The 24,193-nt window shown below is 70.0% G+C and carries 19 protein-coding genes and 1 pseudogene; 7 read left to right on the top strand and 13 right to left on the bottom strand.

The genetic code is table 11. The features are described from left to right. Nucleotides 1–7 precede the first annotated feature (7 nt). From cobA to nirB, 6 genes are read right to left on the bottom strand one after another with little or no spacing between them, the layout of a single operon-like run. Nucleotides 8–814, bottom strand: coding sequence for a uroporphyrinogen-III C-methyltransferase (gene cobA, locus AC07YS_RS16735; protein ID WP_495267580.1), 807 nt, complete (start codon nucleotides 812–814; stop codon nucleotides 8–10). After that, a complete protein-coding gene (ybiB, locus tag AC07YS_RS16730) occupies nucleotides 811–1,716 on the bottom strand; it encodes a DNA-binding protein YbiB (RefSeq protein ID WP_062476543.1) in 906 nt (301 codons plus the stop codon). The genes cobA and ybiB overlap by 4 nt, the downstream gene beginning before the upstream one ends. Nucleotides 1,717–1,763: 47 nt before the next feature. Continuing rightward, nucleotides 1,764–4,565 carry a nitrate reductase gene (locus tag AC07YS_RS16725; RefSeq protein WP_495267579.1) on the bottom strand — a complete coding sequence of 934 codons (2,802 nt, stop codon included), beginning with the start codon at nucleotides 4,563–4,565 and terminating at the stop codon, nucleotides 1,764–1,766. Between the two features lie 7 nt (nucleotides 4,566–4,572). Further along, nucleotides 4,573–4,977, bottom strand: a complete 405-nt coding sequence (gene nirD, locus AC07YS_RS16720) for a nitrite reductase small subunit NirD (protein WP_062475470.1) — start codon at nucleotides 4,975–4,977, stop codon at nucleotides 4,573–4,575. 35 nt (nucleotides 4,978–5,012) lie between these two features. Further along, the gene (locus AC07YS_RS16715) at nucleotides 5,013–5,801 is read right to left on the bottom strand and encodes a type IV pili methyl-accepting chemotaxis transducer N-terminal domain-containing protein (protein ID WP_495267578.1); all 789 of its coding nucleotides are present in this window, start codon (nucleotides 5,799–5,801) and stop codon (nucleotides 5,013–5,015) included. A gap of 13 nt (nucleotides 5,802–5,814) precedes the next feature. Continuing rightward, a complete protein-coding gene (gene nirB / locus AC07YS_RS16710; protein ID WP_495267577.1) occupies nucleotides 5,815–8,247 on the bottom strand; it encodes a nitrite reductase large subunit NirB in 2,433 nt (810 codons plus the stop codon). A 64-nt stretch (nucleotides 8,248–8,311) separates the two neighbouring features. Between nirB and AC07YS_RS16705 the strand changes: the two genes are divergently transcribed. Further along, on the top strand, nucleotides 8,312–10,030 hold the full coding sequence (locus tag AC07YS_RS16705; protein WP_495267576.1) for a bifunctional protein-serine/threonine kinase/phosphatase: 1,719 nt from the start codon (nucleotides 8,312–8,314) through the stop codon (nucleotides 10,028–10,030). 20 nt (nucleotides 10,031–10,050) lie between these two features. On the opposite strand, the gene AC07YS_RS16700 is transcribed toward AC07YS_RS16705, so the two are convergent. Further along, nucleotides 10,051–11,316, bottom strand: a complete 1,266-nt coding sequence (locus tag AC07YS_RS16700; protein WP_495267575.1) for an MFS transporter — start codon at nucleotides 11,314–11,316, stop codon at nucleotides 10,051–10,053. A 260-nt stretch (nucleotides 11,317–11,576) separates the two neighbouring features. Between AC07YS_RS16700 and AC07YS_RS16695 the strand changes: the two genes are divergently transcribed. Continuing rightward, nucleotides 11,577–12,860: an ANTAR domain-containing protein gene (locus tag AC07YS_RS16695; RefSeq protein WP_495267574.1), complete on the top strand. Its 1,284-nt coding sequence runs from the start codon at nucleotides 11,577–11,579 to the stop codon at nucleotides 12,858–12,860. Between the two features lie 25 nt (nucleotides 12,861–12,885). On the opposite strand, the gene AC07YS_RS16690 is transcribed toward AC07YS_RS16695, so the two are convergent. The 4 genes from AC07YS_RS16690 to AC07YS_RS16675 all read right to left on the bottom strand — a co-directional run bounded on the left by AC07YS_RS16690 (nucleotide 12,886) and on the right by AC07YS_RS16675 (nucleotide 17,462). After that, nucleotides 12,886–13,695, bottom strand: a complete 810-nt coding sequence (locus AC07YS_RS16690; RefSeq protein WP_319356511.1) for an ABC transporter ATP-binding protein — start codon at nucleotides 13,693–13,695, stop codon at nucleotides 12,886–12,888. After that, complete coding sequence (ntrB, locus tag AC07YS_RS16685; RefSeq protein ID WP_495267573.1) at nucleotides 13,692–14,615, bottom strand: nitrate ABC transporter permease; 924 nt, start codon at nucleotides 14,613–14,615, stop codon at nucleotides 13,692–13,694. The genes AC07YS_RS16690 and ntrB overlap by 4 nt, the downstream gene beginning before the upstream one ends. A 13-nt stretch (nucleotides 14,616–14,628) precedes the next feature. Further along, the gene (locus AC07YS_RS16680) at nucleotides 14,629–15,876 is read right to left on the bottom strand and encodes a CmpA/NrtA family ABC transporter substrate-binding protein (protein WP_062475451.1); all 1,248 of its coding nucleotides are present in this window, start codon (nucleotides 15,874–15,876) and stop codon (nucleotides 14,629–14,631) included. A 320-nt stretch (nucleotides 15,877–16,196) separates the two neighbouring features. After that, entirely contained in the window at nucleotides 16,197–17,462 is a 1,266-nt protein-coding gene (locus tag AC07YS_RS16675) for a nitrate regulatory protein (protein ID WP_062475447.1), read from the bottom strand. A 100-nt stretch (nucleotides 17,463–17,562) separates the two neighbouring features. Between AC07YS_RS16675 and tsaD the strand changes: the two genes are divergently transcribed. Then, a complete protein-coding gene (tsaD, locus tag AC07YS_RS16670; RefSeq protein ID WP_492736350.1) occupies nucleotides 17,563–18,624 on the top strand; it encodes a tRNA (adenosine(37)-N6)-threonylcarbamoyltransferase complex transferase subunit TsaD in 1,062 nt (353 codons plus the stop codon). Here tsaD and AC07YS_RS16665 read toward each other — a convergent pair. Next, nucleotides 18,560–19,318 carry an alpha/beta hydrolase gene (locus tag AC07YS_RS16665; protein WP_095949087.1) on the bottom strand — a complete coding sequence of 253 codons (759 nt, stop codon included), beginning with the start codon at nucleotides 19,316–19,318 and terminating at the stop codon, nucleotides 18,560–18,562. The two genes, tsaD and AC07YS_RS16665, sit on opposite strands and share 65 nt — an antisense overlap. A gap of 190 nt (nucleotides 19,319–19,508) precedes the next feature. Beyond that, nucleotides 19,509–19,877: an Hsp20/alpha crystallin family protein gene (locus AC07YS_RS16660; RefSeq protein ID WP_139702817.1), complete on the bottom strand. Its 369-nt coding sequence runs from the start codon at nucleotides 19,875–19,877 to the stop codon at nucleotides 19,509–19,511. Nucleotides 19,878–20,004: 127 nt separating this feature from the next. Between AC07YS_RS16660 and AC07YS_RS16655 the strand changes: the two genes are divergently transcribed. The 4 genes and pseudogenes from AC07YS_RS16655 to AC07YS_RS16640 form a co-directional block, all read left to right on the top strand. Next, complete coding sequence (locus AC07YS_RS16655; protein WP_493193871.1) at nucleotides 20,005–21,288, top strand: branched-chain amino acid ABC transporter substrate-binding protein; 1,284 nt, start codon at nucleotides 20,005–20,007, stop codon at nucleotides 21,286–21,288. Nucleotides 21,289–21,318: 30 nt separating this feature from the next. Next, nucleotides 21,319–22,488 (top strand): annotated as a pseudogene (locus tag AC07YS_RS16650) (pyridoxal phosphate-dependent aminotransferase); the annotation flags it as partial. 11 nt (nucleotides 22,489–22,499) lie between these two features. Next, nucleotides 22,500–23,294 (top strand): AraC family transcriptional regulator, encoded by a 795-nt coding sequence (locus AC07YS_RS16645; RefSeq protein ID WP_495267572.1) that lies wholly within the window; start codon nucleotides 22,500–22,502, stop codon nucleotides 23,292–23,294. Between the two features lie 83 nt (nucleotides 23,295–23,377). Next, a partial coding sequence (locus AC07YS_RS16640) for a DMT family transporter (RefSeq protein ID WP_492742442.1) occupies nucleotides 23,378–24,193 on the top strand: 816 nt, incomplete at its 3' end.

Raw genomic sequence — 24,193 nt, 5'->3', positions numbered from 1 at the left:
CGCTTGGCTAGGTACCGAACCGACCGGTGTCGCCCGGCTGCAGTGCCGCTGCGGCCAGCCCCTGCAGCACATCGCCCACCACGATCACCGCCGGGCTGGCCAGCCCGGCCTCGGCGATGCGGGCCTGCAGGCCCTGCAGCGTGGTCACGAGGTGGCGCTGGTGCGGCAGGCTCGCGTGCTGCACCACGGCCACGGGCGTGTCGCCCGGCAGGCCGTGCAGCAGCTCGCGCTCGATGTGGCTGGCGCCCGAGACGCCCATGTAGATCACGAGCGTCAGGCGTGCGTTGTGCGCGGTGGCGGCCAGCGCGCGCCAGTCGGTCGGGTCTTCGGCCGCGCCGGCGCCGGTCTTGGCGTGGCCGGTGACGAAGACCACGCCCTGCGCATGGTCGCGGTGGGTGAGCGGGACGCCCAGCGAGGTCACGGCGGCCAGGCCGGCGGTGATGCCGTTGACCACCGCGCATTCGATGCCGGCCTCGCGCAGGTGTTCCACCTCTTCGCCGCCGCGCCCGAAGATGAACGGGTCGCCGCCCTTGAGGCGCACCACGGTTTCGCCTTCGCGCACGGCGGTGATCATGAGCCGCTCGATGAAGGCCTGCGGCGTGCTCTTGCAGCCGCCGCGCTTGCCCACGTGCACGATGCGCGCGCCGGGGCGGGCGTAGGCCTGGAGCACGGCGTCGTTCACGAGGTCGTCGACCAGCAGCACCGTGGCGGCCTGGATTGCCTTGACGGCCTTGACGGTCAGCAGCTCGGGGTCGCCGGGGCCGGCGCCCACCAGCGTGCAGCGGCCGGTGATGAGGGTGGAGGGGGTGTTCATGCGTGGGAGGCCAGTTCGGTGATGTGCCTGACTTGCGTCGCGATGGCTTCGGGCACGGGAAGCTCGCCGGCCAGCACGCGTCGCGTGTAGGCGGCCGTGGTGGCGACGTCGATTTCTTTCGGCAACCCGGGCACGTCGGCGGCGGTGCCGGCGGCCTGGGCCTGGAGTTCGCTGCGCACGCCGCGCACGAAGCCGTCGATCTGCGCGGTGCGGCGCGGGTCGGACACCACTTCGCCTTCGAGGCCGCGCGAGAGCAGGGCGGTCATGCCCGTGAGCTCGAAGGTCTCGCCCATGGTGCGGGCGTATTCGGGGTGCGTGTAGCTGGCCACCACCACGCAGGGGCCGGTGGTCGGGCGCATCAGCTTGACCACGCTGTGGCCGGGGTTGCGCAGGCCCACCACGCGGCGCACGTCGAGCAGCCGCTTGAGCGCGGGGTTCAGCAACTCGGTCGGGGCAAAGCCCACCTGGCCGGCGGCCAAAGGGGTGAGCGTGGTCATCGGGGGCATGTCCAGGGCTGAAAGCACGTTCGATGCCAGTACGCGCGAGGTTTCGCTCGCGCTGCCGTGCACCAGCACCGCCAGGCCTTCGCGCGCCAGCAGCAGCGCCAGGAGCGGCGTGAGCACCGGCAGCTTGCGCGCCCCGTTGTAGCTGGGCAGCACGATCAGCGGGCCGCCGCGGGTCGTCACGGGGTTCAGCCGCGCATGCGTGGCGTCGAGAAAACCGGCCATCTCCTCGGGCGTCTCGCCCTTGATGCGCATGGCCAGGCAGAAGCCGCCGATCTCCAGGTCGGTGACCGTGCCGTCCAGCACCTGGCCGAACAGGTCGCAGGCCTGCTCGCGCGTGAGCGGACGGGCGCCCCGCGCGCCGCGGCCGATTTCCTTGATGTAGTGGCTGATTCCCATGGGTAGGCGGATTGTCCCGCAACGCTTATGCCGGAATGTGAGTCGGCTTATGCCCCCACGGCCAGTGCTTCGGCCCGGGTGGCCCGCACCATGCGCTTGAGCTCCGGCACACACGAGCCGCAGTTGGTGCCGCATTTCAGCGCCCCCTGCAGCGCCGCCAGCCGCTCGTCGGCGCTGCCGGTGCAGCGCAGCAGCTCGGCCTCGATGGCGCGGTCGGTCACGTTGAAGCAGGCGCACACCGGCTTGCCGCGCGACTGCACGGCCACCGGTGCGCGGGCGCCCGGCGACAGCAGCAGGCGGCCGTAGCTCTGGGCCGGCAGCTCCTCGCGCAGCAGGGTGGCGATCCAGGCTTCGGCGCTGGTGTCGCCGCCCAGCAAAAAGGCTTCGAGCCCGGCGCTGCCGTCGGCGCGGCGCACCAGCCGCGCGGCGCGGCGCTGGCCGCGGCGGTGGTCGGCGTAGCGCAGGGTGTCGGCGGTCTGCAGGCCCAGCAGGGCTTCGATTTTTTCGACCAGCGCGGCGTCGGGCGCGTCGTGCGCGGCGGCGCGAAAAAGGACGCCGCTGCGTTCTGCTTCGCCGGGCGCGTTGCCCGCGAACGGCACGCAGGTGGCGAAGGGGAACAGCGCCATCAGCGGCTGCAGCGCGCGCTGCGCCGTGAGCGCGTCGCCGGCGGGCAGCCAGGCCATGGCCAGCAGCGACCACGGCAGCTCGGCCTTGAGGATCTTCACGGGCGTGTGCTTGAGCTCGGGCTGCTTCGAGGTCGGGCAGTAGGCCGGCGTGGTGAGCGCGTTGATGCCCGCGAGCCGCACGCCGGTCGACGAGCAGCCGCTCAGGTACTCCTCGCCCCAGTGCATGGCGACGAAAGCCTGGCTCATGCCGATCTCGGCGCTGGCGCGCGCCGGCAGCAGGATCGAGCCGCGTTTCGATGTGAGGTGCACCAGGTCGCCCTCGGCGATCTGGCGGCGCGCCATGTCCTGCGCGTTCATCTGCACCATGGGCTCGGCCACGTGGCCGAACAGCTTGCCGACCGTGCCGGTGCGGCTCATGCCGTGCCACTGGTCGCGCAGCCGGCCAGTGTTCAGCGAGAAGGGAAAGCGTGCCTCGCGCGCCTCGGCCACGGGCTTGTAGGGCGTGTCGACAAAGCGCGCGCGGCCGTCGGGCGTGGGGAACACGCCGTCTTCGTACAGGCGCACGCGGCCGGTGTGCTCGCCTTCCTTCAGCGGCCATTGCTGCGGGCCGGCGTTCTCGAGCATCGCGTAGCTCAGGCCGGTGATGTCCAGGTCGCGCCCGCGCGTGGATTCGCGGTGCTCGTTCCAGACCGATTCGGCGCTCTCGTACGGGAACAGCGTGAAGGTGCGGCCCAGCTGTTCTTCGAGCCGGCGCGCGAAGGCCACGCCGATCGACCAGTCGTTGCGCGCCTGGCCCGGTGCGGGCACGGCCGGGCGCACGCGCGAGATGCGGCGCTCGCTGTTGGTCACGGTGCCTTCCTTCTCGCCCCAGGTGGTGGCCGGCAGCAGCAGGTCGGCGAAGGCGCAGGTGGCGGTGGTGGCGAAGGCTTCCTGCACCACGACGAACTCGGCGCGTTCGAGCGCGCGGCGCACCGTGGCCTGGTCGGGCATCGATTGCGCGGGGTTGGTGCAGGCGATCCACAGCGCGCGAATCTCGCCGTCGGCCGCGGCCTGGAACATCTCCACGGCCGTCTTGCCGGGCTTCTCGGGCACCGAGGGCACGCCCCACAGCGCGGCCACTTCGGCGCGGTGCTCTGGGTTGGCCAGGTCGCGGTGCGCGCTCAGCAGGTTGGCCAGGCCGCCCACCTCGCGCCCGCCCATCGCATTGGGCTGGCCCGTGAGCGAGAACGGACCGGCGCCGGGCTTGCCGATCTGGCCCGTGGCCAGGTGCAGGTTGATGAGCGCCGCGTTCTTCGCCGTGCCGCTGGACGACTGGTTCAGGCCCTGGCAGTACAGGCTCAGCGTGGCGGGCGAGGTGGCGAACAGCCGCGCCGCCGCGAGCAGGTCGTCCTTCGGGATGCCGCACACCTGCGCCACGGTATCGGGCGTGCAGTCGCGCACCGTGGCCTTGAGCGCGTCGAAGCCGTTGGTGCGGGCCGCGATGTAGGCGGTGTCGGTCCAGCCTTCCCACAGCATCAGGTGCAGCATGCCGTGGAACAGCATGACGTCGGTGCCGGGCTGGATGGGCAGGAACAGGTCGGCGATCTCGACCGTGTCGGTGCGGCGCGGGTCGGCCACGACGATCTTCAGCGCCGGGTTCGCGGCCTTCGCGTCCTCGATGCGGCGAAACAGAATGGGGTGCGCCCATGCCGTGTTGCTGCCCACGATGAACAGGCACTCGGCATGCTTCAGGTCGTCGTAGCAGGCCGGCGGCGCGTCGGCGCCCAACGTCTGCTTGTAGCCGGCCACCGCGCTGCTCATGCACAGGCGCGAGTTGGTGTCGATGTTGTTGGTGCCGACCAGGCCCTTGGCCAGCTTGTTGAAGACGTAGTAGTCCTCGGTGAGCAGCTGGCCCGACACGTAGAAGCCGACCGCGTCGGGGCCGTGGTCGCGCACCACCTGCGCGAACTTGCCGGCGGCGAGGTCGAGCGCGTGGTCCCATGCCACGGGCGCGGGCGCCTCCTTGCGCGCGAGGCGCTGCAGGGGCTGCAACAGCCGCGTCTGGCGCGTGACGGTCGCGCTGGCCGTGAGGTGCAAGGTCGAGCCCTTGGTGCACAGGCGGCCGAAGTTCGCGGGGTGGTCGGGGTCGCCGCGCACGCCGGTGATCTGGTCGCCCTGCGATTCGATGATGACGCCGCAGCCGACGCCGCAGTACGGGCAGGTGGAGCGCGTCTCCTGGGTCATGCGGGCCTCAACCTTCTTCCGGGGACAGGACCGTCACGGCGGCCAGGCGCTGCGGCCCGGCGACCGGTCGCTCCAGGTCGAGCGCGTGCGTGGCCAGCTCGCCGGCGTCCAGGTGCACCACGCCGTCTTCCAGCTTCACCGCGAACTTCGGCGTACAGCCTTCGTCGGGCGAGCGGGCACAGCCGTCGTCCAGGCCGATGGCCCAGTTGTGCAGCGGGCAGGCCACGCTGGTGCCGAACACGATGCCCTGGCTCAGCGGGCCGCCCTTGTGCGGGCAGCGGTCGAGCAGGGCGAAGACCTGGTCCTCGGCATTGCGGAACACGGCCACGTCCAGGCCGGCGGGCCGCATCACGCGGCGGGCGCCGAGCACGGGGATGTCGTCGAGGCGGCAGATGGCTTTCCAATCGCTCATGGTGGGGCTCTCTTGTCTTTGGGGTCGGGCGCGGATCAGGTCTTGATCTCGGCGTACAGGCCGGTCACGCGGTCCATGATCGCGAGCAGGTTCTCGCTGCTCACGAACACGTCGGACATCAGCGCGGGCGAGGCGCCCGCACCGTCCAGGCGCTGCAGGCCGCGGTTGAAGAACATCCATTGCGCATCGGCCAGCACCAACTCCTGGCGGATCTGTGCGGTGGCCTCGGGCGCGTTGCGCAACAGCTCGAGCGCGGCCAGGAATTCGGTGCGCGCCTTGGCGATCTCGGCGGTGCTGCCGGCCGGGTCGATCTGCATGGCCGCGGCCAGGTAGCACTTGGCCATGCGCTGCGACAGCATGCGCTGGCGCCCCGCGATGTTGACCAGCCGCCCGACCGGCCTGCCCGAGGCGGCCTCGTACTGCGCCGTGCCCTGGTGGGCCAGCGCGAGCACGGCGGCGTCGAGTGCCACGACCCGCGCGGCGGCTTCACGGCCGGGCGCCGCATCGGCCAGCTCGGTGCGGAACGCACGCCAGGCGCCGTCCAGGCCATCGTAGGTGGCGCGCAGCGCCGGCGTCGGTGCGAAGGCCTTGAGCTCGCCGAGCTGGCGCTCGAACAGCGCCACCGAGCGGTCGAGCACCTGCTGCGCGCTGCGCGGCTCCACCTTCTGCACCAGCGCCAGGTAGGCCTTGCTCGCGCGCTGCGACAGCATGCGCTGGCGGCCAGCCTTGTTGATGGCGTCGTTGAGGTCGGCCACCTGCGCGCGGGCGCCCACCGGGGCGAGTGCGGCGAGGGCGGAAGATGCGATGAAGAGTCGTCGTTTCAAGCGGTCGCTCCGATCACACGCTCAGCGGCGCAAACTGCCGCACATCCACCGAGGCTTGCACCGATTCGAACCACGGGTCGGGCTCGCCGTCGAGCGCGAACTGCAGCCGCTCCCACAGTGCCTTGCGGCCCTCGGCGTCTTCGAGGATCTTCTTCTTCACGTAGTCCAGCCCGACGCGGCCGATGTAGTGCACGGTGCGCTCCAGGTACCAGCCTTCCTCGCGGTACAGCTGCAGGAAGGCGCCGGCGTGTTCCATCACTTCCTCGGCGGTCTTCACCTTCACGAGGAACTGCGCCACCTCGGTCTTGATGCCGCCGTTACCGCCCACGTACAGCTCCCAGCCCGAGTCGACGCCGATCACGCCCACGTCCTTGATGCCGGCCTCGGCGCAGTTGCGCGGGCAGCCCGACACGGCCAGCTTGACCTTGTGCGGCGAGTACATGGCCCACAGCGCGCGCTCCAGGTCCTTGCCCATCTGCGTGCTGTCCTGCGTGCCGAAGCGGCACCACTCGCTGCCCACGCAGGTCTTCACCGTGCGCAGCGACTTGGCATAGGCAAAGCCCGAGGGCATGCCGATGTCCTTCCACACGCCTTCCAGGTCTTCCTTCTTCACGCCCAAGAGGTCGATGCGCTGGCCGCCCGTGACCTTGACGGTCGGGATCTTGTACTTGTCGGCCGCGTCGGCAATGCGACGCAACTCGTCGGGCGTGGTGTGGCCGCCCCACATGCGCGGAATGACGGAGTAGGTGCCGTCCTTCTGGATGTTGGCGTGGCTGCGCTCGTTGATGAAGCGGCTCTGCGGATCGTCCTTCGCCTCCTTCGGCCAGGTGCTGATCAGGTAGTAGTTGACCGCCGGGCGGCAGGTGGCGCAGCCGTTGGGCGTGCGCCAGCCCATGCCGCGGTAGACCGCGTCGTGCGTGAGCCAGTGCTCCTTGCGGATCGCGTCGCGCACGTCCTGGTGGCTCATTTCGGTGCAGCCGCAGACCGCCTTCTTCTTCGGCGTGGCCGAGTAGTCGCCGCCGGCCGTGAACATCAGGATCTGCTCGACCAGCCCGGTGCACGAGCCGCAGCTGGCGCTGGCCTTGGTGTGCTTCTTCACCTCGTCGAGCGTGAACAGGCCCTTCTCCTTGATGGCCTTGCAGATGGTGCCCTTGTTCACGCCGTTGCATCCGCACACCTCGGCGTCGTCGGGCATGCTCGCGGCCTTGCTGTGGCCCTCGTGGCCGGTGTCGCCGATGTTCGATTCGCCGAACATCAGCTTGTCGCGGATGTCGTGCACGCTGCGCCCGTCGCGCAACAGCTTGAAGTACCAGCTGCCGTCCACCGTGTCGCCGTACAGGCAGGCGCCGATGAGCTTGTCGTCCTTGAGCACCAGCTTCTTGTAGACGCCGCCGAAGGGGTCGCTCATGACGATCTCTTCGGTGCCTTCACCGCCCATGAACTCGCCGGCGCTGAACAGGTCGATGCCCGTCACCTTGAGCTTGGTGGAGGTGAGCGAGCCGAGGTAGCGGCCGATGCCGAACTGCGCCAGATGGTTGGCCGCGACCTTGGCCTGCTCGAACAGCGGCGCGACCAGGCCGTAGGCGATGCCGCGGTGCGCCGCGCATTCGCCGACCGAGTAGATGCGCGCGTCGGTCACCGTCTGCATCGTGTCGGTCACCACGATGCCGCGGTTGCAGTGCAGGCGCATCTTCTCGGCCAGCTCGACATTGGGGCGGATGCCCACGGCCATCACCACGAGGTCGGCCGAGACCTCGGTGCCGTCCTTGAAGCGGATGGCTTTCACGCGGCCATCGTCACCCCCCACCAGGTCCTGCGTCTGCGCGCCCATGAGGAACTTCAGGCCGCGGTCTTCGAGCGACTTCTGCAGCAGCTTGCCCGCCACGTCGTCCAGCTGGCGCTCCATGAGCCAGGGCATGACGTGCACCACCGTCACGGTCATGCCGCGCAGCATCAGGCCGTTGGCCGCTTCCAGGCCCAGCAGGCCGCCGCCGATGACCACCGCGTTCTTGTGCGTGCGCGCGGTCTCGATCATGTAGTCGGTGTCGGCGATGTCGCGGTAGGCGATCACGCCCTTCAGGTCCTTGCCGGGCACGGGCAGCATGAAGGGGTTGGAGCCGGTGCACATCAGCAGGCGGTCGTAGGGCGCTTCGGTGCCATCTTCCGCGCGCACGATGCGGTTCACGCGGTCGACCTCGACCACCTTCTTGCCGGCATGCAGCGTGATGTGGTTGTCGCTGTACCACTCCCAGCTGTTGAGCACGATCTCGTCCACCGTCTGCTCGCCCGCGAGCACCGGCGACAGCAGGATGCGGTTGTAGTTGGGGTGCGGCTCGGCGCCGAAGACGGTGATGTCGTACAGGTCGGGTGCGATCTTCAGCAGCTCTTCGAGCGTGCGCACGCCGGCCATGCCGTTGCCGACCATCACGAGTTTCATTTTCTTCATGGGGCGGGACCTTTCAGGGAAATCAACCGAACGACGGCCCGCGGCGCGCGGTCAGAATCGCGCCATGAGCTTTGAAGTGGACATCGGCTACAGCAGCCAGCGCGGGCCGCGCGACGCGAACGAGGACTTCGCTGGCACGGTGCATGCGCCGGCCGGCGACGAGGCACGCGGGCTCATCGCGGCCATTGCCGATGGGGTCTCGAGCGGCGGACGCGGCCGCGAGGCGGCGCAGACCACGGTGATGGGTTTGCTGGCCGACTACTTCGCCACGCCCGCGACCTGGGAGCCGACCGCCGCGCTCGACCGCCTGATCGGCGCGCAGAACGGCTGGCTGGCCGACCACAACCGCCGGCGCCAGGGCAAGCAGGAGGGCGCCGGCACGGCGCTCACCACGCTCACCGCGCTGGTGCTGCACGGCCAGAGCTACACGCTGGCCCACGTGGGCGACACGCGTGCCTGGCGCGTGCGCGCCGACGGCGAGCCCGCGCAGCTGCTCACGCAGGACCACGCCTTCGACCACCCCGACATGCGCAGCCGGCTCACGCGCGCCATCGGCCTGGACGACCAGGTGCGCGTCGACTACCTGCAGGGCGACGTGCGCGTGGGCGACTGCTTCGTGCTCAGCACCGACGGCGTGCACGGCGTGCTCAAGCCGCAGCAGGTGGCCGCGCTCGCGCTGCAGGGAGATGCCGAGGCCGCGAGCGAGGCGCTGGTGCAGGCGGCGCTGGACGCCGGCACGCGCGACAACGCGACCGCGCTGGTGATCCGCGTGGTGGGGCTCGACGCGCGCCAGCTCGACGACGAACTCGGTGACGGCCGCCGGCTGGCGCCGCCGCCGTGGCTCAAGGTGGGCGACGTGCTCGACGGCTACGTCGTCACCGGCCTGGTGGCCGACACCGGCGTGCACCTGCTGTACCAGGCGCGCCATCCGGTCACGCGCGAACTGGTCGCGCTCAAGACCCTGCACCCGTCGCGCGCCGGCGACCCGCAGGAGCGCGCGATGCTGGCGCACGAGGCCTGGCTGGGTCAGCGCGTGGGGCAGGGCGGCGGCTTCGTGCGCGTGCACGAGCGCGCGCCGGACGCCAGCGCGCTGTACATCGTGTTCGACTGGCACGGCGGGCGCACGCTCGAGCAGATGCGCAAGGACGGCACGCGCGGCGCCGTGGCCGAGGTGGTCGCCGCGGCCATCGAGGTGAGCCGCGCACTCGGCCGGCTGCACCGCCACGGCGTGGTCCACCGCGACATCAAGCCCGGCAACCTGCACCGGGGCGACGACGGGCGCTGGCGCATCCTCGACCTGGGCGTGGCGATCTCGGGCCGCGAAGGCGCGGCGCAGCGCGAGCTGCACGCGGGCACGCCGAGCTACATCAACCCCGAGCAGTGGGAAGAGGGCGGCGTGGCCGACGCGGGCAGCGACCTGTTCGCGCTCGGTGCCACGCTCTACCAATGGCTCGGCGGGCACCTGCCCTACGGCGAGATCGAGCCCTACCAGGTGGCGCGCTACCGGCGCGATCCGGTCGCGCTCTCGCGCCTGCGGCCCGACGTGCCCGTGTGGCTCGACCACCTCGTGCGCAAGGCCGTGGCCCGCGATCCGCGCGAACGCTTCGAGACCGCCGAGGAGATGCTGCTCGCGCTGGAGCGCGGTGCTTCGCGCCCCGTGAACGCGCCCGCCGCCACGCCGCTGATCCGCCGCGATCCGCTCGCGCTGTACAAGCTCGCGCTCGGCGTGTCGGTGCTGTTCAACGTGCTGCTCATCGTGTGGCTTCTCTTCCTGCCACGTTGAGCGGGGGCGGGCGAAGAGGCTCATGAACGGGCGGCCTTGCGAACGGGCGAGGGCTTGGCAACCACAGGGGCCGGCGTGACGCGCGCGCGCCCGCCTTTTTCGGCCCAGGTGCGCGTCCAGCGGATCTGCATCACGCGCATCACGCCCAGCATCGCCAGCGAGAGCGCACCGAAGAACACGAAGCCCCAGGCATAGCTGCCCAGGTACTGCTTCGACAGGCCCATGGCGTTGGGCACCAGGCCGCCGCCGAGGGCGCCGATCTCTCCGATCATCGAGCCGGCCACGGCCGTGCTCGTGGGCCAGCGCAGCGGCACCAGCTGGAACAGTGCGCCGTTGCCCGCGCCCAGCGCGGCGAAGCACACGATCAGCAGCAGCGTGGTGAGCGCCAGCGAGCCCGACGAGAAACCCACCAGCACGAGGCCCACGGCCACCACCAGCAGCACCACCGTGAGCGTGTTCACGCCGCCCCAGCGGTCGGACAACCAGCCGCCCACGATGCGCACCGCCGCGCCCATGAAGGCCGCGAGCATCGTCAGCTGGCCGGCCTGCACCTTGCTCACGCCGAACTGGTCGTAGTAGTACGAGGGCAGGAAGGTCGTGAGGCCGATGAAGCCGCCGAAGGTCACGCCGTAGATGAGGCTGAACACCCAGCCGTCTTTCTCGAACAGGCAAGCGATGTGGGCGCGGAAGCTGCCGTGCGGGTCCACGTCCGGCGGCTCCTTGGCGAAGAACACCATCACGACCATCGGGATGAGGATCGCGACCGCGGCCACGCCGTACACCGCCTGCCAGCCCAGCCAGTTGGCCAGCGGCGGTGCCACCAGCACCGACACGGCCGTGCCCACGTTGCCCGCGCCCACCAGGCCCATGGCCAGGCCCTTGTGCTGCGGCGGGAACCAGCCCGAGCCCAGCGACAGCGCCACGCCGAAGCTTGCGCCGGCGATGCCCAGCAGCACGCCCATGGCGAGCAGGTCGTTGAAGCTCTTCACGAAGAAGAAGCCGAACAGCATCGCCACGGCGATGAGGCCCATCTCGACCAGCGTGGCCTTCTTGCGGCCGATGTACTGCGACAGCAGGCCCAGCGGAAAGCGCATGAGCGCGCCCGCGATGATCGGCACCGACAGCATCAGGCCCTTCTGCGCGGGCGAGAGGTTGAAGGTCTCGCCGATGAAGGGCGCCATGGCGCCGTTGAGCACCCAGATGCAGCAGGAGAACGAGAAGTACAGGAAGGCCGCGAACAGGGTCGGACTGTGGCCTGACTGCAAGAAATTCCTGAAACCGGACATGGTGTTCAAAGGTGCAAAAAGCCGCGGCGCGACCGGGAAGCGGCCGTGTCGACGGACAGGGGTGGAGTCGGGAGGCCGGCGGCGAATACCGTCGGCATGGGGGTGAGCCCGGCCTGAGGAGGGCCGGGTTGGATGCAGGAACCTGCAGCCTCACCAAAGCGGTGCTTCGTTACACCGTGCCCCCTTCGATGCAAGAGGCGTGCCTGCGAATGCAGGCTGGCGTGGCCTATGCTTCCCGGGCCTTGCCACACCTTGCCGCCATGTCCCTTCTCGTCGTCCTTTCCCCTGAACCCGCTGAAGGCGAGCCCTTGCCGGCGCCGCTGCAGCAGTCGATCGATGCCGCGGGCGTCGCGGTGCTCGGGCGCGCGGGCTGCCACACGCTGGTGCAGCGCACGCAGGCGCTTGCACCGTCGATGGTCCTGGTGCATCTGGATGAAACAGAGCCGCAGCTCGACGCGTTGCTCGAAGCGCTGGCCCCCTGGGGCGGCGCGCCGCCGTGCGCCCTGGGCGTGATGAGCGCGCCGCTGGACGGCGCGCAGCACGCGGCGCTCGTGGCCGCGGGCGTGCACGGGTGGGTACCCATCGATGGCGCCGATGCGCTCGCCGCACTGATCGCGCAGGCGCAGGCCCGCTGGACCCGCGAGGCCGCGCTGCGCACCGAACTCGACGCCCTGCGCACCCGCATGGACGAGCGCAAGTGGGTCGACCGTGCCAAGGGCCTGTTGATGTCCGCGCGCGGCATCGGCGAGGACGAGGCCTTCGGCCTGCTGCGCGGCGCCGCGATGCACGCCAACCTGCGGCTGGGCGAGGTGTCGCGCTCGGTCATCGAGGCCGCGCAGTGGGCCGAGGCGATCAACCGCGCGGGCCAGCTGCGCATGCTCTCGCAGCGGCTGGTGCGCGTGGCGGCGCAGCTCGCGGCCGGCATCGACGCGCAGCGCGCGCGCGTGCTGCGCACGCAGTCGACCGAGCGGGTGCAGCAGACGCTGGATCATCTGACGGCCCTCGAGCTGGGCCCGGCCGGCGTGCAGGCGCTCGGCGAGGTGCAGGCCGCGTGGCTCGCGCTGGCCGCACTGCTGGCGGCCAAGCCCGCGTCGCAGGGGCTGGCTGCGATCGATGCACGCGGCGAGGCCTTGCTGTCGGCGGCCGAGTCGCTGACGGATGCGCTGGAGGCCTCGGGTGCGCGGCGCGCGCTGCGCATCGTCAACATCTGCGGACGGCAACGCATGCGCGCGCAGCGGCTGGCCAAGGACGCGCTGCTGGCCTCGACACTCGCAGCCGGCGCCTCGCGCGAGCGGCTGCTGCCGACCATGAACGAATTCGAAGCCGCGCTGCTGGAGCTGGAGCGCGCGCCGCTCAGCTCGCCCGAGATCCGCGCCGGGCTGGCGAGCGCGCGCGACGAGTGGCTGCGCCTCGTCGGCGGCGTGCAGGCGCTCGACAGCCCCGAAGGGCGCGCCACGCTGGTGCGTTCCAGCGAGGCGCTCGTGGACACCTTCGAGCGCCTCACGGGGTGGTACGAGCACAGCCTGCAGGTCATCATGTCTTGATGCCCGTCGTGCCGCGCCTGCCGGGTCAGGCCGCGGCCTTCTCCACATGCGCCTGGCGCGTGTAGAGAAAATCGATCACCGCCTTGCGCGCATGCACATAGGCCGGGTCTTCGGCCAGTGCGACGCGGTTGCGCGGGCGCGCGATGTCCACCGCCAGCACCTCGCCGATGGTGGCGGCCGGGCCGTTGGTGAGCATCACGATGCGGTCGCTGAGCAGCACGGCCTCGTCGACATCGTGCGTGACCATGACGACCGTGCTGCGCGTCTTCTGCACGATGGCGAGCAGCTCGTCCTGCAGCTTGGCGCGGGTGAGGGCGTCGAGCGCGCCGAAGGGCTCGTCCATCAGCAGCACCTTGGGCTCCATCGACAGCGCACGGGCGATGCCCACGCGCTGCTTCATGCCGCCCGAGATTTCGCCGGGGCGCTTCTGCGCCGCGGGCGTGAGGCCCACCAGCGCAAGCGCTGCGTCGGTGCGTTCGCGCAGCTGCGCCTTGCTTTCGGTGGCCGCGAACACGCGTTCGACCGCGAGGTACACGTTCTCGAAGCAGGTGAGCCAGGGCAGCAGCGAGTGGTTCTGGAACACCACGGCGCGCTCGGGCCCCGGGCCCTTGATCTCCTTGTTGGCGCACAACAGCACGCCCTGTGTGGGCGTGGTCAGCCCGGCGATCAGGTTCAGCAGCGTCGACTTGCCGCAGCCCGAGTGGCCGATGAGCGTGACGAACTCGCCCTTGGCCACGTTCAGGTTCACGTCGCGCAACGCGACGAAGCGGCCCTTGGGCGTCTTGAACGCCTGTTCGACGTTGTGGATCTCGATGTACTTGCTGTCGTCGTTCATGACTTCACCTCTTCGAACGTGAATGCGGTAGCTAGCTTGATGAGCGCGAACTCCAGCACCAGGCCGACGATGCCGATCACGAAGATCGCGATGATGATGTTGGCGACGTTGAGGTTGTTCCACTCGTCCCACACCCAGAAGCCGATGCCGACGCCGCCCGTGAGCATCTCGGCTGCGACGATCACCAGCCACGCGGTGCCCACGGCCAGCCGCACGCCCGTGAGCATGTAGGGCAGCACGGCGGGAAAGAGGATCTTGGTGAGGATCTTCCATTCACTGAGGTTGAGCACCTTGGCCACGTTCATGTAGTCGCTGGGCACGCGCTGCACGCCCACGGCGGTGTTGATGACCATCGGCCAGATCGAGCAGATGAAGATGGTCCAGATCGCGGCCGGGTTGGCGCCCTTGAACACCAGCAGGCCGATGGGCAGCCACGCGAGCGGCGACACCGGGCGCAGCAGGCTGATGAGCGGGTTGAACATGCGCGAGAGGAACTCGAAGCGCCCGATGGCGAAGCCGGCCGGAATGCCGACCGCTGCGGCGAGGCCGAAGCCCAGCGCCACGCGCTGCAGCGACGACAGCACGTTCCAGCCCACGCCCTGGTCGTTCGGCCCCTTGCTGTAGAACGGGTCGCTGAACACCGTGAGCGCCTGTTGCCAGGTGGCCAGCGGCGAAGGGAAGCCGGTGGTGCTCTTCATGGCGACGATCTCCCACACCAGCACCAGCAGGCCGAAGCCCAGGAACGGCGGGAGCACGCGCATCCAGAAGGCGCGCAGATCGAGGGGCGTGCGGGTGCGGGGCACGGGTGCCGCCGCAGCGACTGCAACGGCGGGGGCGGGTGCCAGGGGCCTGGACACCACGGGCGCGGTGACCTGCGAGGCCACGGCGTCGAGCGGGGAATGGAAGACAGCGCTGACCATGGTGCGTTTCTCCTCAGACATGGAGCTTGAAAGACTCGGCGTACTTCTTCGGGTCCTTGCCGTCCCAGACGGTGCCGTCGAAGAGCTTGCTGGTGCGCAGCACGTCCTTGGGCACGGGCGTCTGCGTAGCGGCGGCGGCCTGCTTGTAGATGTCGATGCGGTTGATCTCGGTGGCCACCTTCAGGTAGTCGGGGTGCTCCTTCAGCAGGCCCCAGCGCTTGTGCTGCGTGAGGAACCACATGCCGTCCGACAGGTACGGGAAGTTCACGGCGCCGCCGTTGTAGAACTTCATGTGGTTGGGGTCGTCCCAGCTCTTGCCCAGGCCGTTGGTGTAGCGGCCCAGGATGCGCTGGTTGATGGCGTCCACGCTGGTGTTGACGTAGCTCTTGTCGGCGATGGTTTCGGCCATCTTGTTCTTGTTCTGCAGGCCGGTGTCGATCCACTTGCCGGCCTCGAGGATCGCGGCCGTGACGGCGCGCGCGGTGTTCGGGTACTTCTTCGTGAACTCCGCGGTGCAGCCCAGCACCTTCTCGGGGTGGTCCTTCCAGATGTCCTGCGTCGTGATGCCGGTGAAGCCGATGCCGTCCATGATCGCGCGCTGGCCCCAGGGCTCGCCCACGCAGTAGCCGTCCATGTTGCCCACGCGCATGTTGGCCACCATCTGCGGGGGCGGCACGGTGATGTTCTTCACGTCCTTGAACGGGTCGATGCCGGCCGAGGCGAGCCAGTAGTACAGCCACATGGCGTGGGTGCCGGTGGGGAAGGTGTGGGCGAAGGTGTACTCGCCCTTTTCCTTGGCGATGAGCTTGGCGAGCGAGGCCGCATCGACCGCGCCCTTGTCGGCCAGCTTCTTCGAGAGCGTGATGGCCTGGCCGTTGTTGTTCAGGGTCATGAGCACGGCCATGTCCTTCTTCGGGCCGCTCACGCCCAGGTGCATGCCGTAGACCAGGCCGTAGAGCACGTGCGCCATGTCGAGGTCGCCGTTCACGAGCTTGTCGCGCACGCCGGCCCAGCTGGCTTCCTTGCTCGGCACGATCTTCACGCCGTACTTCTTGTCGATGCCCAGCACCGAGGCCATCACCACGCTGGCGCAATCGGTCAGCGGGATGAAGCCGATCTTCACTTCTTCTTTTTCGGGCTTGTCCGAGCCCTGGGCCCAGACGGCGGCGCGCAGCGCGGGGTCGATGCCCACGGCGCCGAGGGCGGCGGCCTGCAGCACGCGGCGCCGGCTCAGTTTGGTTTTCAGCAGCAGATCGGACATGGGCGGGGCTCCAGAAGTGAAAGACAAAAACGAAAAGGCGTCCGCACCGCGCAGGGGCTGCTCGTGAACGAGCCCTTGCGGGATGGGGACGCCTTTGTCCGGTTCGGTGGGCCGCACCCGCCGTTGGGTGCAACCTGCCTTTGAGACCTTGCGGTCCCGTGCCAAGGACTACGCAAGCGACGTGCCAGCTCGAACCCGCCGTTGGGAGCTATGGAAAAGATAGCTGGCAGGGCGCGCCGGTGCAGGAGAAAGTTCCTGCTGGCTCGCTAACCCGGGCGACGCACAGTTGTTGTGCGCTGCACCAATCCAAGCGGCCCGGGTCAGCGCCGCGGTGCAGGCTCGAGCGGCAGGTAGTCGGCCATGGCCAGCATCGACTCGGCCACGTCGACGAGGCGGCGCTTCTGGTTCATGGCGGTCTGGCGCAGCATCTTGTGCGCCTCGGCCTCGCTCAGGCGCCGGTGCGCCATCAGCAGGCCCTTGGCGCGCTCGACGATCTTGCGTTCGTTGAGCGAGGCACGCACGGTGTCGAGCTCGTCGCTCATGGCCTGCAGGCGCTGCGACTGCTCCTGGACCATGTCGAGCACCGAGCGTTCGAGGTGGCGCCCGAGCTGCGCCGGCGTGGCGTCCTGCGCCTGCTGGGCATCGTCGAAGAAGAGGGCGCCGCCGGCCTGCGGGGCCAGCGTGCCGAGCAGCTGCCGATAGGCCGCCAGCTCGCTGCGCGCCTGGGCGGTCTTGTGGTCGCACAGCGCGCGCAGGTCGGCCGAGAGGCGGTTCTCGACCGTCTGCATGGCGTCGATGCGCCGCGTGCAGCAGTCGAACCAGGCCTGGCTCAGCAGCGCGTCGGCCGGCACCGAGGTGGCGCCCTTGCGGCGCAGGCGCTCGAGTTCGGCGAGCACGGCGTCCGACTGGCTGTCGTGCCACAGCGTGCGCACCGCGTCGCCCGAGAAATCGATGAACACCTGGAAGCAGCGCTCCTGCGACTCGATGAGGTGGCGCCACTGCTGGCGCTGCGCATCGTCGCCCCGGCCCAGCGCGAGTGCGGCGGCGCCGAAGGCGCGCTCCTGGCCGGCGAACTCCTTGCCCTGCATGAAGTTGAACATCGCCACCAGCAGGCGCGAGATCTCGGGGTCGGTGGCGCCGTCGGCCGCCTCGAACACCACCGCCAGCAGGCCGGCCACCAGCTTGGCGAAGGCGGCCACGGCCTGCGCGGGCTGGAGTTCGAGCGCGTCGATGCGCCGGCGCAGCGCGGGCAGGGCGTCCAGGCCGGGCAGCACCCAGGCGATGCGGCTGAACAGGCGCGCGCCATGGCCGGCGCCCACCGCGCGGTGGTGCTCGGCCTCGAGCCGGTCGAAGCCGGCGCGCACCTGCTGCTCGAGCGCCAGGCATTCGGCGATCTGCGGGCCGCGCTGGTCGGCAAAGCGCCCGCCGTGCGAGGCCAGGAATACGTTCGACATGCCGCGCTCGCGCTGCAGCGCATGCACGAGCCGCCCGATCGCGCCGACCAGCTCGCTGGTGCGCGCGAGCTGGTCCAGCGCGTCGATCTCGCATCGGCGCGCGGCGATCAGGAAGCTCAGGCCGGAAGTCATTCGTGGGGGCGCGGAAGGGGCGCCTTCCGCTCGTGCAACTTCCGTGCCTCGCTTGTCCCTTCGCGGGCGCCGCCGGCGGGCGGCCCCTACACTCGGCGCCATGCTCTTGTTGGGAATCGAATCATCCTGCGACGAGACCGGCGTGGCGCTGGTCGAGTCGCACGGCGACGCGCTGCCGCTGCTGCGTTCGCACGCGCTGCACAGCCAGATCGCCATGCACCAGGCCTACGGCGGCGTGGTGCCCGAGCTGGCCAGCCGCGACCACATCCGCCGCGTGCTGCCGCTCACCGAAGCCGTCATGGCCGAAGCCGGACGCTCGCTGGCCGAGATCGACGTGGTGGCCTACACGCGCGGCCCGGGCCTGGCCGGCGCGCTGCTCGTGGGCGCGGGCGTGGCCTGCGCGCTCGGCGTGGCGCTGGGCAAGCCGGTGCTGGGGGTGCATCACCTCGAAGGGCATCTGCTGTCGCCGTTCCTGAGCGCCGACCCGCCCGAATTTCCGTTCGTGGCGCTGCTGGTGTCGGGCGGCCACACGCAGCTGATGCGGGTCGACGGCGTGGGCCGCTACGAACTGCTCGGCGAAACCATCGACGACGCGGCGGGCGAGGCCTTCGACAAGAGCGCCAAGCTCATGGGCCTGCCGTACCCCGGCGGCCCCTGGCTGGCGAAGCTGGCCGAAGAGGGCGACGCCGCGGCCTTCAAGCTGCCGCGCCCGCTGCTGCACAGCGGCGATCTCGACTTTTCGTTTGCCGGACTGAAGACGGCCGTGCTCACGCAGGCCAAGAAGCTCGGCGACCAGCTCGAGGCGCGCAAGGCCGACCTGGCGGCGTCCACGCAGGCGGCCATCGTCGAGGTGCTGCTGAAGAAGTCGCTCGCGGCGCTGGACCAGACCGGCCTGAAGCGGCTGGTGGTGGCGGGTGGCGTGGGGGCCAACAAGAACCTGCGCGAGCAACTGAACGCGGCCTGCGCGAAGCGCAAGGTGCGCGTGCACTACCCCGAGCTGCACCTGTGCACCGACAACGGCGCCATGATCGCCATGGCGGCGGCGATGCGGCTGCAATCAGGCCTGTCGCAGGCCTCGGAGCGCTATGCCTTCGACGTCAAGCCGCGATGGCCGATGGCATCGCTGATGACGCCCGAGACGCCGCTGCCGGAAACCGTGTAGCCGGCTGCGGCCGTGCACGCCCCAGCGAGGGCAGCGGCAGCACGTCGAGCACGTTGCGCCACAGCTGGCGCCACTCGGGCCAGTCGTGGCCGCCTTCGGTGGTGAACACGCGCCCCGGGGGCAGGGCGTCGGCCAGCAGCTTGTGGTTGCTGGCAAAGCGGTCGGCCAGGCCGAAACCCAGGTACAGCGGCGGCAGGTCCTGGGAAGGCTTCGGCGCCAGGTACTGCTGGAAGAAGGGCCAGAGCTTGCGGTCGGGTTCCTCGTCGGGCTGCGGCCCGGTGGGCGCCTGCCAGGCGCGCAGGCCGCCGGCCTTCTTGATCTCGGCGCCGAGCACGCGGCGCCCCAGGTAGGGTGCCAGCGCCACGATGCCGTCCACCGAGCCTGGCCGCGCCAGTTCGTGGATCAGCGCGCCGAACCCGCCGATGGAAATGCCGACCAGCCAGATCGAGGTGTAGCCCTTGGCCCGCTGGGGCTCGATGACGTCGGCGTGCAGCCGCTCGCTCAGGGTCTGGTCGTAGTAGTAGGAGACGTCCGCATCGACCAGCAGTGCGTCGGCTGCGAGGTGCCGCTCGCGCACGGCGCTGATGAAACCCTCGCGCTCGAACTCTTCGGGTTTGAGGTAGGCCCCTGGCAGGAAGATCAGGAGCGTGTCGGACCGTTCGTTGTCATTGGCTGACTGCAGGTGCGTTTTCATGGTGCCTTGAGGCACACCCGCTGTCCGCACCGCCCGGGAACTCGATGCGTTTACGAGATGCCCACGAAGAAGAAAGTACTAATAAATCGTCACATCATGTGACGTTATCCGGCACTATTGTGAATACGGCGCTTGTTTAAAGTCAAAACAAGCTGTCACTAACATTTTCTTCGTGGGGGCATCGCCCGGACTAGTTGATCTGCAAGTGCGAAACCTGGCTTGCGGGCACCAGCTTGCCGAGCTTCAGGGTCAGCACGCCGTTCTCCAGCTTGGCTTCGCTGGTGGCCAGGTCGATGGCTTGCGGCAGCTCGTAGGCGAGCTTGATCTGGCGCTTGGCTTCGGCCTTGCTTTCGATGCGGACCACGGCGCCTTCGATGGCCACCGACAGGTCTTCACGCGACAGGCCGGGCACGTCCAGCGACAGGGTCCAGCTCTTGTCGTCCTGCTCGACCAGGGGCGAGCGGCGGGCGCCGGCAAAAGCCTCGTTCACGAAGCGCTCGAAAGCGCGGTCGTGGGCACGGGGAGCGAAATGCGCGCGGTGGGTGGGGGTGAAGAACATGGCGAAAACTCCTGGGTGAATGAACACAATGGGGACATGGAATGTGTGTCCCTTACACTGCGCGGCCTTTCCATCGTGAGTGCCGCTTGACACCTCATCTAGGCGCATCGGCACGCGTTTCAAGACAATGAAAACCCCCTTTATTTGGCGCCGCCAGGCCTTGAAATTCGCAGCGGCGGCGCTATGCGCGACCCCGTTCGCTGGCCTGGCCCAGGCCCCGCAACCCGCCCCCATCCGGCTGGCGCTGATCGAGAGCATGAGCGGCCCGTTTGCCAACACCGGCGAGGCCGTGTTCCGCAACCTGCTGTGGGCCGTGGAGCGTGTGAATGCACGCGGCGGCGTGAAGCTGCCGGGCGGCGCGCGGCCGCTGCAACTGGACCGCTACGACAGCAAGGGCCAGAACGAAGAGGCGCTGTCGGCGCTGCGCGCGGCCATGGACGACGGCACCCGCATCGTGCTGCAGGGCAACTCGTCGGTGACGGCCGCGGCGCTGATCGATGCCATCGACAAGAACAACGAGCGCGACCCCTCGCGCCGCGCGATCTTCCTGAACTACTCGGCCGTCGATCCGGTGCTGACCAACGAGCGCTGCAGCTTCTGGCACTTCCGCTTCGACGCCCATGCCGACATGCGCGTGGCCGCGCTGATGGACGTGGTCAAGGACGACGCGGCGCTCAAGCGCGTCTACCTGATCGGCCAGGACTACAGCTTCGGCCAGGCCGTGCTGCGCGAGTCGCGCCGCCAGTTGGGCGTGCAGCGCCCCGACGTGGAAATCGTCGGCGACGAGCTGCACCCCATGGGCAAGGTGAAGGACTTCGCGCCCTACGCCACCAAGATCCTCGCCAGCGGCGCGCAGGCGGTGGTCACTGGCAACTGGGGCAACGACCTCACCCTGCTCGTGAAGGCCGCGCGCGAAGCCGGCTTCAACGGCAGCTTCTACACCTTCTACGGCAATGCGCTGGGCGCGCCGGCCGCCATCGGCGACGCGGGCATCGGCCGCGTGGTCGCCGTGGCCGACTGGCTGCCGAACGTGCAGACGCCGCAGTCCGAAGCCTTCTACCGGGCCTTTCGCACGCGCTTTCCGCGCCCGGCCGACGACTACGTGCACATGCGCATGCAGCTCTTGGTCGAGTCGCTCGCGCAGGCGCTGGAACGCGCGGGCAGCACCGAGGCCGTGCCGCTGGCGCGCGCGCTGGAGCAGGCCGACGTGAGCCTGTACGGCCAGCGCGGGCGCATGCGCGCGGCCGACCACCAGTTCCAGCAGCAGCTCGTGGTGGGCGTGATGGACAAGCAGGGCAAGCCCGGCGTGCAGTTCGACGTCGAGGGCTCGGGCTACGGCTTTCGCGTGATCAAGACGATTGCGCCCGAGCGCGCCGAGCAGCCCACGTCCTGCAAGATGAAGCGCCCTTGAGGCAGACGACACCCGACAGCACAGGAACCCCCAGACATGCGTGAAGCCATCCACCACCTCGAAGCCTCGAAGATCCGCGAAGTCGCCAATGCCGGCATGGGCCGCGACGACGTGCTCGCCTTCTGGTTCGGCGAGAGCGACGAGGTCACTCCCGAGGTGATCCGCCAGGCGGCCATCGAGTCGCTGCAGCGCGGCGAAACCTTCTACGCGCACAACCTCGGCCTGCCCGAGCTGCGCGAAGCCATCGCGCGCTACACCAGCCGCCTGCACCCGACGGTCGACGCCTCGCGCATCGCCGTCACCTCGGGCGGCGTGAGCGCGCTGATGCTCGCGGTGCAGGCGCTGGTCGATGCGGGCGACGACGTGGTCGCCGTCACGCCCGTGTGGCCCAACCTCACGGCGCAGCCGGCGATCATGGGCGCGCAGGTGCGCACCGTGCCGCTGGTGCCGGTGAACGGCCAGTGGACGCTCGACCTGCCCGCATTGCGCGCGGCGGTCACGCCGAAGACGAAGCTGCTGATCGTCAACGCGCCGAACAACCCCACGGGCTGGACGATGACGCGCGACGAGCAGCAGGCCGTGCTCGACCATTGCCGCGAGACCGGCACCTGGATCCTGGCGGACGAGGTGTACGAGCGCCTGTACTTCGAGCCCACTCCGAACGGCTGCGCGCCGAGCTTCCTCGACATCTCGACGCCGGACGACCGCCTCGTCGTCACGCACAGCTTCTCGAAGAGCTTCCTCATGACCGGCTGGCGTCTCGGCTGGCTGGTGCTGCCGCCGGCGATGGTCGACGGCATCGGCAAGCTGATCGAGTTCAACACCTCGTGCGCCAGCGTGTTCACGCAGCGCGCCGCCATCGCGGCGCTGGAGCACACGGCCGACATCACGCCGCGCGTGGTCGCGCACCTGAAGCAATGCCGCGATACGCTGGTGCCGTTGCTGGCGGCGGTGCCGGGCGTGCAGGTGGCGCCGGCCAAGGGCGGCATGTATGCCTTCTTCCGGCTCGAAGGTTTCGGCGATTCGCTCGAGCTCGCCAAGCGCCTGGTCGCCGAAGCGGGCCTGGGACTCGCGCCGGGCAACGCCTTCGCGCCCGAGGCGCAGGGCTGGCTGCGCTGGTGCTTCGCGTCGAAAGACCCGCAGCGGCTGGTGCAGGGCGTCGAGCGGCTGCGCGGCTGGCTGGCGAAGCAGGCGCGCTGAGGCTTTCCGGCATGGCATCGAGGTCCGCGCCTGTCGATGCCGTGCGCATCCGCGGCTCGGCGCTGCCGGGCCTGCAGGCGATCGCGGCTGAATCGAAGCGCAGCTTTCCGCGCCACATGCACGATGTGTTCGGCATCGGCGTGATGGACCGCGGCGGACAGCGCTCGGCCAGCGGGCGTGGCGCGGTCGAGGCGGTGCGCGGCGATGTCATCACGGTCAATCCGGGCGAGGTGCACGACGGTGTCGCGATGCACGGCGAAGCGCGGGCCTGGCGGATGCTGCATCTGGCGCCTGCGCTGCTGTCGGATGGTGTGCCGCCGGGATTCGAGCTGACGCAGCCGGTGCTGAGCGATCCGGCGCTGCGGCAGGGCTTCGACCGGCTGTTCGTGGCCGTCGTCGAAGGCGACGACGCGCTGGCGCTGGAGCAGGGCGTGCTGCAACTGCTGCGCGATGCCCCCGGCGCGCGGGCTCCTGAGTCGCCGCGCCGTGTGGCGCCGGCAGCGATGGAACGTGCACGTGCACGCATCGCCGACGACTGCATCCACGCGCCCACGCTCGCCGAACTGGCGCGCGAGGCGGGCCTGAGCCGCTACCAGTTGTTGCGTGGCTTTGCAGCTGCCTTCGGCTTGCCGCCGCATGCCTGGCTGCAGCAATGCCGGCTGTCGCGCGCCCGCCGACTGATCGCGCAGGGCAGGGCGCTGGCCGATGCCGCGGCCGGCGCGGGCTTTGCCGATCAGAGCCACATGACCCGGGCCTTCGTGCGCTTCCTGGGCTTCACGCCCGGCGCGTATGCGGCGGCGCGCTAGCTCGATTCCTGCAATTTCGTTCAAGACTGCTGCGCCCCTGGCGGGAGACGCTCGCGCTTTCTGCAGAACGGAAGGCGATCAGCATGTCGGAACGAAGCAAGGGAATGTGGCTGTGCGCGCTCGCGATGGTCACGGTCGGCAGCACGGTGGTCGCGAGCAAGCTCATCGCCAGCGGCCTGCCGCCGTTCACGGCCACCGCGCTGCGCTTTGCGCTGGCGCTGCCCGTGTTCGTGGCGCTGATGGGGTTCCTGCGCGTGCGCTGGCCGCGCCCGGACCGCCACGACGCCGTGCTGCTGCTGTGCCAGGCGGCGGCGGGCAGCGTCGGCTACACGGTGCTGCTGATCCTGGGTGTGCGCTGGGCGCCGGCCGCCGATGCGGGCGTGGTGACCGGCACGCTGCCGGCCATGGCCGCGCTGGTGGCCGTGCTGGCGCTGCGCGAGCGGCCGGGGCGCTATCTGGTGGGCGGGATCGTGCTCGCGAGCCTGGGCGTGCTGGCGATCACGCTGCGTCCGGGCGATGGGGGCGGCGAGCGCACGTCGACCGCGCTGCTCGGCAACCTGCTGGTGTTGGGGGCGGTGGCGCTCGAGTCGCTGTTCATCCTGCTCAACAAGCGGCTGCGCGTGCCGCTGGCGCCGCTCGTGCAATCGACCGCGATGGTCGCGCTGGGGCTGCTGCTGTCCGTCGTTCCCGCGCTGCTGGAGCGCGCCTGGCTTCAGCCGGTGCCGGCCGAGGCGCTGGCCGGGGTGGCCTACTACGCGCTGGTGCCGACGGTGGCGGGTTTCCTGCTCTGGTACGCGGGCGCCGCCCGGCTGCGGGGCGCCGAGGCGGCGCTGTTCACGGCGCTGATGCCGGTGTCGGCGCTGGTCCTGGCCGCGTGGTGGCTGGGGGAGGCGGTGGGA

Source organism: Variovorax sp. GW458-11-26-14-LB1 (assembly GCF_059423965.1).
The sequence above is the reverse complement of the archived record's forward strand: the minus strand, read 5'-3'. Positions and strand labels throughout refer to the sequence as shown.